The organism is Clostridium sp. OM05-6BH, assembly GCF_003481635.1.
Taxonomy (GTDB): Bacteria; Bacillota; Clostridia; order Lachnospirales; family Lachnospiraceae; genus Butyribacter.
Genome location: NZ_QULH01000036.1, coordinates 1 through 6,086, shown reverse-complemented (window position 1 = coordinate 6,086; position 6,086 = coordinate 1). Strand labels below are relative to the sequence as shown.

At 35.2% G+C, this 6,086-nt stretch carries 6 protein-coding genes; all 6 read right to left on the bottom strand.

The features are described from left to right. Window positions 1-49: 49 nt before the first annotated feature. Window positions 50-1,327, bottom strand: coding sequence for a DUF6070 family protein (locus DXB73_RS14195; protein WP_118691562.1), 1,278 nt, complete (start codon window positions 1,325-1,327; stop codon window positions 50-52). A gap of 24 nt (window positions 1,328-1,351) precedes the next feature. Then, window positions 1,352-3,457, bottom strand: coding sequence for a penicillin-binding transpeptidase domain-containing protein (locus DXB73_RS14190; RefSeq protein ID WP_118691561.1), 2,106 nt, complete (start codon window positions 3,455-3,457; stop codon window positions 1,352-1,354). Between the two features lie 6 nt (window positions 3,458-3,463). Then, a complete protein-coding gene (locus tag DXB73_RS14185; protein ID WP_118691560.1) occupies window positions 3,464-4,246 on the bottom strand; it encodes a hypothetical protein in 783 nt (260 codons plus the stop codon). A gap of 259 nt (window positions 4,247-4,505) precedes the next feature. After that, window positions 4,506-4,724, bottom strand: coding sequence for a hypothetical protein (locus DXB73_RS14180; RefSeq protein WP_118691559.1), 219 nt, complete (start codon window positions 4,722-4,724; stop codon window positions 4,506-4,508). 107 nt (window positions 4,725-4,831) lie between these two features. After that, the gene (locus DXB73_RS14175; RefSeq protein WP_243104714.1) at window positions 4,832-5,731 is read right to left on the bottom strand and encodes an IS3 family transposase; all 900 of its coding nucleotides are present in this window, start codon (window positions 5,729-5,731) and stop codon (window positions 4,832-4,834) included. Further along, window positions 5,649-5,996: a transposase gene (locus DXB73_RS15025; RefSeq protein ID WP_243104188.1), complete on the bottom strand. Its 348-nt coding sequence runs from the start codon at window positions 5,994-5,996 to the stop codon at window positions 5,649-5,651. The genes DXB73_RS14175 and DXB73_RS15025 overlap by 83 nt, the downstream gene beginning before the upstream one ends. Window positions 5,997-6,086: the final 90 nt, after the last annotated feature.

Here is a 6,086-nt window from a genome sequence, read left to right as displayed (position 1 = left end):
TTTCCTGTGTGCCTTTTCATTTTGAAACAAGGTTCACGGATTCAGGTTTTTATCTTTTCGATTTCTCCTTCAATATTCTATATTGATACTCTGGTATTTTCTTGATACCACCATTTAAGATCTTATTTCCCAAATAACGGAAACTACCATCTTTATTAAATTTTACAGTTAGCTCATGAGTAATGACCGCCTCATTACATAACACCATTTCGCAAACCGCATCCACGGTAAGAGTAACTGTTCCATTGGAATTATGTTTAATCTTTGTTACTTCCGGGATAGAAGTTCCAAAAAAATTAGGAGCATAATTAAAACATCCCAATCGCATCCAATCATATGTCTTTTTCTTTTCATTATAACTTGCATACTTTTCAATATCTTCTCTGGAAACAGGTAAATATTCCATGATCAATTGCTCAAATTGATCTTTGGGTATTCCACTTGGATATTTTTTTCCATTAAATTTCTTTTTATATTTCATAGCATATAAATATTCATATAAACCATTATAATCTATCTTTTGCATATGTTCTTGATCCCAATTAGAACATAAAATATTATTGCCCTGATACGCTAAACCACGAACGCATTTTCTTGATAATTTCCGCTTATTATCACTCATTGGCTTAATCCTGATCAGACAGCTTCCATCTACCATTTCCGTCACTTCAGGATATTCCGGCACACACAATTCATAGCAAAACCATCCTTTTCTCGAATATCTCCATTTCTTTATCCTTGTGTAGGAAACAAATGTAATAATTGGCTTACCATTATCATCCCACGATGCATTTGAAGCCAATAGAAACATCTCCTTTCCGTCATAAATAAATTTTTCTCTTCCAATGCTGCCCTCGGAATGAACTTCATAAATAACACCCGACCCTTTCTGTTTCTTCTGTGCTTTTGCAAGAAATGAAGAAAATCTTTTATAATTCTCCATATTAGAATAATCTTCAGAAACTGTAACAGAATAACCCCGTTGTTTTATCTTTTTAATCATTTTACATATCGATTTGTTATCTAAAACAACATTTAACGAATCTCCTTTATCCGCATTTCTATATATATGTTCAAGTCCCGACATTATCTGCATAGAATCTCTTGTAGCCTCTTCATTCTCTTGAGCGGATACCGGCAAGTCATATCCTTTTTCCAGATCTTCTTCCGATATAACATCTTCTTTTGTATTATTATTTGGGACACTTTTTAGCTTTTTCTCATGCTGACTTGATGTCTTTTTCACATCATTTGTCTTTTGACTGCACGAACAGCAAAAAACACAAAGAGTCATTACAAAAAGGATTAAATATAAAAATTTTCTCATAATTCTGCACACTCCTTCCTGTTTTCAATTTTTACCAAACCATTTATCCAAAACAGCCTTATCTTTTTTTACCACATAACCACTTCCTCCTATTCCCTTTACATCTTCAACCATACTGACAATAAGAATAGGTTTTTTGTTTTTCTTATCTGGTGTCATAACAGCAAACCACCCTAATTCAGTTCCTGTCGTATCACTCTGCGACTCTTTAATTTCAGCAGTTCCTGTTTTCCCTGCTAAAATCATATCTTTACGATGTATGGCATATCCCGTCCCGTGTGAATCATTTACTACACTTTTTATACCCTCTAACACTTCTTGGGATACGGATTTGGAAAAGGCTTCTGAAATCCACTGCTCTGCTTTGGCATTTTCTTTATACAATAAATACGGTTTCAACACATTTCCGTCATTGCAAAAACTTGTGTAAATACAAGCCAAATGAAGTGGATTGACAAGTACCTGTCCCTGACCATATCCCGTATCCGCTAACCCTACCTCACTTTGAATATGCTTATTATTGGAGAACTTTGACTCCGCCATCATTATTTCAAATGGAATAGATGAATGAAACCCCAACATAGATAATGACCTCTCCATCTCTTCTGTTCCGATTTTAAGTGCTGCTTTGGCAAAATATATGTTATCTGAATATATCAATGCATTTTTCAGTATAACGGGGCTATATGTATGAAGTGTCGTAACATGATATGTCCCCCATGTTTTATCTTTTTGCCAGCTATGTCCTTCATTTCCAAAATTATCTGTTCCGGTAAAAGCTTCAGACTGTAAACCAATCGCCGCAATAACAGGCTTGAATGTGGATCCCGGACACCATACTTGTCTAAAACGGTTATACAATGGTTGTTTCTTATCTTTATTTAATCTATCCCATTGCTTTTTACTCATTCCCATTATAAATGCATTCGTATCATAGGAAGGTGTACTAACCATTGCCAGCACTTCCCCAGTAAATGGATTCATAGCAATGGAACAACTTTTGTCACTTTTAAAATTTTTATATAATTGCGCCTGTAAATCCGCATCTATCGTTAATTTAATGTCTTTTCCATCTTTCACTATTTTATATGCCAGCTGCTCTTTCTCTTTTCCTTCTGAATCAGCAATATATATTTTGCATCCATTTTCCCCCTTCAATTCCTTTTCATATACCCCCTCTAACCCCGTTTTTCCAATGACACTGGCATTTGTATATCCTTCTCCTGCATGCTTTTCTAAATCTTCTGCAGTTACATTTTGTACATACCCCACTAAATGTGCAGCCTCATCCTTTAATGGGTATTCTCTGACTTCTACATCCGAAATCATTACACCAGATATTTTTAATAATTTTTCCTGTCGTTTTTGTTCCTCAACAATTGTTTCATCCGGATCCAGTGCGAGTAAATCAAGTTCTTTTACTTTTGCAATTTTTTTAATCGGGACAAATGAATCTTCTTTTACCCATTTTGCCGTTAATTCCTTTTCTATATCTTCTGGTTTTATTCCCAACAATTTCGCAATTCTGACAATGGATTTTTTCCTATTTTCTAACTTTCCAGGTATAATTCCAACAGATGAAGCAACACCCTTTCCCGCAAGCATTCTTCCATTCCTATCCAGAATTTGACCTCTCTGCGCCTGTATTACGGACACACGCACTTTGTCATCCTCTGTAAGCCCTGGATAGATTACTGAATTACTCCATACCATTTTGTACTGATCATCTTGTTCTAAAAAAGCAACTTCGTTTTTAAAATCCACTTTTCCGGCTACTGTGTCAAAAGCTGTATTATATTTAACTGTTAAACTTTCTTCTTCATAATCTATTATTTTTATATTGATGTTTTTTGCTTCAATCCCCTCATAAATAGCAGAATTGCGCTTCACAAAGTCCTCTTTTTCAATGGTTTCTTTACTCTCATTTGTTATCATTTCATACATTTTGCTATAGTTTTTCTGACAAATGCAATTCATATATGACTTCAAAACCTGTTCAGGACTTTTGACAACCTCTTTCTTAGTTATCCCTTTTACAGTAAACAGGACTACACCAGCTATAAATATTATACTTAGCACCAAAAAGCCAACACGGATCATTCTTCTTTTTCTATTATGTCTATATTTCATAATTACTCATTTTCCTTTCATTTTTCTTTCATCCAATCTATGCAACCTAACACCTTTTTTCCTGTATGACCGGATTAACTTTTGATCTACAGGAATAATACACATACGAACACTTTCGCCGTATGCGAAATAAGGATAAATTCCTACTCCATCTCTATAATACAAATCGCTTGGTAGATTATAGCTATGAAATCCTTTTTCTGTCTGAAATATATGATCATATGCCTTTTTATTTAATTTTTTATACAAACTTGTTATCTTATTCTTCTCCATATTCGGAAAAAGCATTTTCAAACAATAAAAGCATAACTTCTCATATTTCTTATACATTTTTTCTGTATAACTATGATCATCAAAATTAACAGTAATAGCTTCTATGTTTTTTGTATGTTTTATAGTGTACACAGCAACAGTGGGTAGTGTCAGTATTTTCTTATTTTCCGTATATTCATAACACATATCTGCTTTCAGCCTTCCAAAATCTTGTTTATATGAATACCATGTTACAAGCGACTGAATATATTTCTTTCCATAATCTTGGTAATAGCAATAGTTGTAAGCATCTATAAAATCTTTAATCTCTATTGCAAAGTACAATTTCTCATTTTTCCTGGCAACACTATTATTCCAATCAATATAACTCTGCTCACAAGGTAAAGCCGTGCTTTCTGATGTTTTAGTATCCTTTCGTTTATCTTGAATCACTTTTTCGTTTTTGCAGGCAGTCAAAACAAATATACATATCGTCATATATAAAGCCCATTGTGCTATATGTTTATTCTGAAACATCTTTTACTCCCTTCTTGCTATTCTTACGTTTGTAAGAATTAAGACTAAAAATATACATATTTTATATTACACCTGTAAGATTTAAATGTCAAGATACAATATACTTTTCTTGACGCCTAAATATATTATATCAATATACTTCATACCGATTGGTTAATATATTCTTTTGCCTTTTTACAATCTTATTTGGCTTCTCAAATAAATTATAATAATTCATATACACATATTCCGGTTCTGATTCTTGATACGGCTATTGAAATTATTCTTCCGATGTACCTCGCTTCATTTCCCGTTGTTTAAAATCCTCTTTCCCATCAAAATATAAAATATATTGGTCATCATTCTGTTCTTCACCACTAATAACGACTTTTACATAGGTATCCGTCCATGTTACCTTCCAGGAATCCTGATGAACACTGCAACCATCATTAAGAACATAAAACGGATACTTTGTAATTATTCCTGATTCGCCTCCCAATATAATGGCTCAGTTGTCAAGACAAAAATTTAATATTTTTATAATGAACTGATATGTTGACGGGTTACATGAGAGAATGCAATGTAGCGTCTCCCGGACTTTTTATATTATGCGGCTGCTCTGGCTTCATCCAAAAGCATTGCCGGATAGTACATCTCTGCAGGACGCTTATTATCGATTGCCTGATGGCATCGCTCAAAGTTATAATTGTAGATATATCTTCCGATGGTTTCTCTTGCTTCCTTGAGATTAGCATACTCCGTGAGATATGCTTCCTCATACTTGAAGCTTCGGAACCAGCGCTCAATCATGATATTATCTGCCCAGCGGCTTTTACCATCCATGCTCTGGCGAATACCGTTATCACGAATGAAAGCAATATATTTATCACTGGTAAACTGGCTGCCCTGATCCGAGTTGATGATTAACGGCTTGGCTATTTTAAATGCTTTGTTGCATGCATTGATGACCATGGTGGTGTCCAGAGTATCGTCAACATCCCAACCAACGATACAACGACTGTACCAGTCGATAATGGCTGTCAGATAAAGAAATCCATGCTTCATTGGAATATATGTAATGTCAATCGACCATGCCTGATTTGGGCGGTCTATGACTGCATTACGAAGCAGATATGGACAGACTTTTGCCTGTTTCATGCGCTTAGACAGATTTATTTTGGGATAAATCGGTGTAATGTCCATTTCGCGCATATATCTTCCTACTTTACGGCGACCAACCTGGTATCCGCGCAGCTTAAGCTGCGCAGACATCTGACGGGCTCCCCAAGTAGGATTATCAGTATGCAGATGGTCAATGATCGCTTTGCATTCCAAATCTTCCTCTGAAACCGGGGTGCCACTATAATATACGCTGGTGCGGTTGATTCCGAGTAGTTTGGCTCCTGTAGAAACCGACAGCTCCTTAGTCGTCAAAAGGTTTCGGACTAAATTTACTCTCGTAGTCAGGTCCGACAATTTCTTCAGATTTTTTTTTGAGCCAGTCAACCTGCATGGTAAGTTGACCGACCTTTTTAGCGTATTCAGCTTTTTCCTTGCGTTCTTCGGCAAGTTTTTCCCGGAGATTGTCTTCTCGCTTATTATCGAAAGCAAGAGAAGCATTAGCAAGGAATTCTTTCTTCCAGTTACGAAGGAGATTTGGTTGAATATCGTTTTCAACAGCAAGAACATTGAGTTCTTTCTCGCCCTTAAGCAGTTGGAGGACAAGATTGGTTTTAAATTCAGCACTGAAATTTCTTCTTGATCTGGACATAATAAGTACCTTCTTTCTTTTGGTGATTATAGTATATCAGATTCATTAAGAAATGTCGCTTTCAGTGTCTTAATTTATGAGGCCATTATA